The sequence below is a fragment of the Candidatus Neomarinimicrobiota bacterium genome (genome assembly GCA_041862535.1).
In the GTDB taxonomy this organism is placed as follows: domain Bacteria; phylum Fidelibacterota; class Marinisomatia; order SCGC-AAA003-L08; family TS1B11.
In genome coordinates, this window is the sequence record JBGVTM010000068.1 from 1 (window position 1) to 4,006 (window position 4,006).

Below are 4,006 nucleotides of genomic sequence, written 5' to 3' on the forward strand. Positions count from 1 at the left end.
GCGTAAACCGGGTTGCAGGTAAAAGGAGGACAGGTGCATATGCCGTCCTTTTCGAATGTAATCGAAGCGAACATCGTCCAGTGTGAACTCTTCCATCGCTCCCATATACGTGATCATGGCGTAGTTGTGAGGGAAAGTCATCACAACCGTGACACCAGTCTGCGTACTTTCATCCTGGTCAATGCCGCCACAATCCACACCGCGCTCACGAAGCGTGTGCAGGACAATCTCCGCGAAATGGTCTCGCCCCAGTTTCCCCGCGAACCCAACCCTGGCACCAAGACGAGCCACGTTGGAAGCGAAGATGGCCGAAGCACTGCCCATGGTTAAGACCATATTCTTGGCGATCTTCTCCTTGCCCATCTCTGGAAAAGAAGCGATATCCTGAAGGATCATATCCACGTTCAACTCACCCACTACGACAATGTCCAGTTCGCTCAAGCCCGGTACTCCTTTCCTTTAAGTAGGGTGATAAATTAAATAGACCGCGAGGTTAGTTAAGGATCACAACCTGAGTGAGATTCTTTGGATTGTCAGGATCTAATCCCTTTGCTATGGAATTGTAATAGCCCAATAACTGGACGGCGGGCATGTAGAGGATCATTCGAGCCTCATCGGATAATCCTGACCGGAGCTCAATAAGGTAATCACTGGCCGCCCTGATCGCTGGATCGGCCGTCTCGCATAACACCAGCGTTTGAGCGCCAAGTGCTTTCATTTCCTCAAGAAGAATGGTTTCTTTCATTCGGGCACGTTCGGAAATCAGAAAAATCAGCAGCATATTTTCATTAACCATGGACATCGGACCATGACGGAACTCCAGGCTGTGATAGGCTTCGGAGAAGGAGAGGGACATCTCCTTGATTTTAAGCATAGCCTCACAGGCTAGTCCGTAGTACGGCCCTTGACCCAAGTACACGAAGGTGGTAAATCCCCGCCCTTCAAAAATCATCTTTATGAGACCATGGTATTTATCGATAATGTTGGCACCCAGCTCAGGTAATCTTAAGAGTGCCTCTTCGAATCCCTTATTACCTGACTTGACTGCTGCTAGGTATTGGATGAGGAGTAGCATGCTGGTGAACGAGCGGGTCATCACCACACTTTTCTCGTCAGCTGCTGGTATGACAAACCGAAAACGGCAGCTGCGGATCATCTCACTTTCAGGTCGACAGCTCACCCCAGTGACTATATCCCCAACCCGGCTTTTGATTTCCTCGGTGGCCCGGACGATTTCGGTGGTAGCCCCGGACCTGGAGATCATTACTGGCATGCAGCTATGGCCATTACCAGGCATAATGGTTTCCGGGAAAAACAGTACCTCGGAGGCGGCTGAAGCACGAGACCTCTGCCCGGTCACCAGGGAATATAGCCTGGCAGCACTTAGTGCCAGGTAATAGGAAGTGCCGCATCCAATAAAAACGGTTTCCAGGTTGGCACTTTGATGTAAATATTGTTGGAGTACCTCATGATCGTCAGATAGAGTAGCCAAGGCCTTCTGCCACACTCCCGGCTGGGACAATATCTCTTCCAGTGTGATACCGGCCATATAGATTAATTCCTTCGCTACAAGAGATGTGACTAGACGAGAATGACCTCTATGCCCAGCTCAGCCAGCCCGTCGAGGTACTCCTGACTGATTCCTTCATCAGTAATAAGCTTATCTATTTTCTCCAGCCCACCGATGCGACACAGACTCTTACGTCCGAATTTACTCGAATCAGTCACCAGAATTGTCTCCCTCGCTACCTCTATCATCACCGTGTTCAGACGAGCCTCAAGTTGGTTGGGGGTGGTAAGGCCGACATCCAAATCAAAACCATCGACACCAAGGAACAGCTTATCAAAGTAAAATTCCCGTAGGGTAGCCTCCGCCTCGGGACCCACCAAGGAGTAGGAATTGTCACGTAACATGCCCCCTGTCAACACTACGGCAATGTGGGGACTGCTCGCCAGCTCGGTCGCAATATTCACTGCATTGGTCATTACCGTCAGGTCTTTACGGTTCTTAATGTATCTGGCTATCTCTCCGGTCGTTGTGCCGGAGTTAATAATTATGGAGTCCCCTTCAAAGATCATCTCGGCGGCCTTGGCGCCTGTCCGCCGCTTCTCCTCGACATGCAACCTGGCCTTTTCACTGAGGGCAGAATCGTAGGCTACGAAATCCCAAACAAGGGCCCCACCGTACACCCGATGGATCAGTCCTTTGCTCTCAAGGTAATTAAGATCATTCCGGATGGTTACGCGAGAAACACCAAACCGTGCACTGAGCTCCTCCACCCGGATCTTGCCATTCTGATTGATGAGCCGGACAATTGCATCCCGCCTATCTACCGTATTGTGCACTGCAGGTAACATCGCTGTCTTTCTCTTTATATCAAATTACTTACGATCCCTTGCTGTGTCAATAATATAACCTTTCGTTTTCACTCTAATTCTGCTTTACTTAGGTGTTAAAGAAGTCAGCAGAACCCTGGTAGCGGGCTGTGGCTCGTTGAGAATCGTTCACATTAAATGCGTTTAGGATAACTTACAAAAAGCGGTGCGGTGTCAGAGCAATATGGACCGGAATGGACTGAATGCTAGGAGACACCTTTGCTAAAGGGACGATCTACTCCTTGGTAATAAAACCAACTCAGCGCAGCACCTTGATAGCACTGACTGATAGGGCCATGGCATCCAGGCGCTCGGTCAATGTCAGGGCTACATGAAACGGAACCGAGCCATCTGCTTCTCCCTTCTTAAGGAAGACCTTGTAGGCCTCTATGGCTCTCATCAACCTATTCAGCGCAGCACGGTCGACCGCCGCTGTGAGGGCTGGTGCCTCTCCCATAAAGGCGTCAAGCTGTGCCCGTAAGCGCTCTCCTGGCTTGGTCAATAGCGTCTTCTTGACTCCTCGCAAGACAAAATTAACCCGCTCTTCAAATCCCTTGATCTGTTGATCTAACAAAGGCACATACAGGCGCGAGACAGCGTCATCCGCGACGAGGACAAACAGGGGAATCTCACCGAGAGGCGCATCGTAGTTGGCAATTGTTTCCGGCCCTTCGATTATCCGGTGCGACCAGAAATCCATCCATTTCCCTGCCGGTAAGTATACGGACCGAGAGGTACCGGGCTGATACAACGGCTACGCGGTATCGATCCGGTAACACCCCTTCAACCAGCACACGGCCAGCCCGATCCTTAAAGATCAGATTGAAGGGTTCCTCCTGGACGGAGACACTGCCCCAGGAAGTCTCCAATACTTGTTGCTGGCCGCCGGCCCCCGACAGCAATAGCGCAAAAATGAAGCTTAATACCCAAAATCTAAACTAGCTGCTCATAGATCATCTCCGGATAGGGATTAATGAACGTAGATATTGCTTTCCACCAGGTTGTTTGTGGAGGTGATTTCTCTGGCTGCAAGCTTGACCTTGACTGAAATTTTATGCGTTCCCGCTACAGCCAGCCATGCGAATTGTACTTCCCTGGCGCGTGGGCGCAGGTCGTTGGGGGCCTCAATGAGCCCAACGGTGCGGGTTCCAATCGGTTCACCGTCCACATAAAATACCACTTCAACGTCCCGGGCATCTTCATTGCCGATATTGTGCACCTTTGCCGTTATCTCCACCAGCTCACCGGCGTCAGGCTGGATATTGGAGACCACCAGATCGCGCGGTGAGAATCCCACGTCCGGCCGGGGAAAGAACGGGAGTTCGCTCCTCTCCTCCTGCGCAATTTCAACAACACTAAGCTCCCGCCCGGGGACGGTGACGGTGAGACGTTCACCCCTCTCGGTAACGGTGAATTTGCTCCCAGGTGCCGCTTCGTCAATCTCGTCATCCCGATCACGATCCCGTCCTTGACGAACAGTATAGTGCCCTTCCTGAAGGCGCCACAATCGCATGACCACGGGCTTCGCGCTACCAAAATTGTACAATAGCACTTTCAGTGATGCCGCGCTGGCCTCCGTGACCAGGATGGCGACAGTGGTTCCGGTATTCTCCCAGGTTACCGCGGCACT

The 4,006-nt window shown here is 51.5% G+C and carries 5 protein-coding genes; all 5 read right to left on the bottom strand.

Annotation, left to right across the window (positions count from 1 at the left end):
- The coding region (locus ACETWG_02940) for a carbohydrate kinase family protein (GenBank protein ID MFB0515545.1) at nt 1-441 on the bottom strand (441 nt) is incomplete at its 3' end.
- A 52-nt stretch (nt 442-493) separates the two neighbouring features.
- Nucleotides 494-1,549, bottom strand: a complete 1,056-nt coding sequence (locus ACETWG_02945; protein ID MFB0515546.1) for an SIS domain-containing protein — start codon at nt 1,547-1,549, stop codon at nt 494-496.
- A gap of 32 nt (nt 1,550-1,581) precedes the next feature.
- Nucleotides 1,582-2,358, bottom strand: coding sequence for a transcriptional repressor AgaR (gene agaR, locus ACETWG_02950; protein MFB0515547.1), 777 nt, complete (start codon nt 2,356-2,358; stop codon nt 1,582-1,584).
- Between the two features lie 277 nt (nt 2,359-2,635).
- Entirely contained in the window at nt 2,636-3,127 is a 492-nt protein-coding gene (locus ACETWG_02955; protein MFB0515548.1) for a hypothetical protein, read from the bottom strand.
- Between the two features lie 219 nt (nt 3,128-3,346).
- The coding region (locus tag ACETWG_02960) for a CARDB domain-containing protein (protein MFB0515549.1) at nt 3,347-4,006 on the bottom strand (660 nt) is incomplete at its 5' end.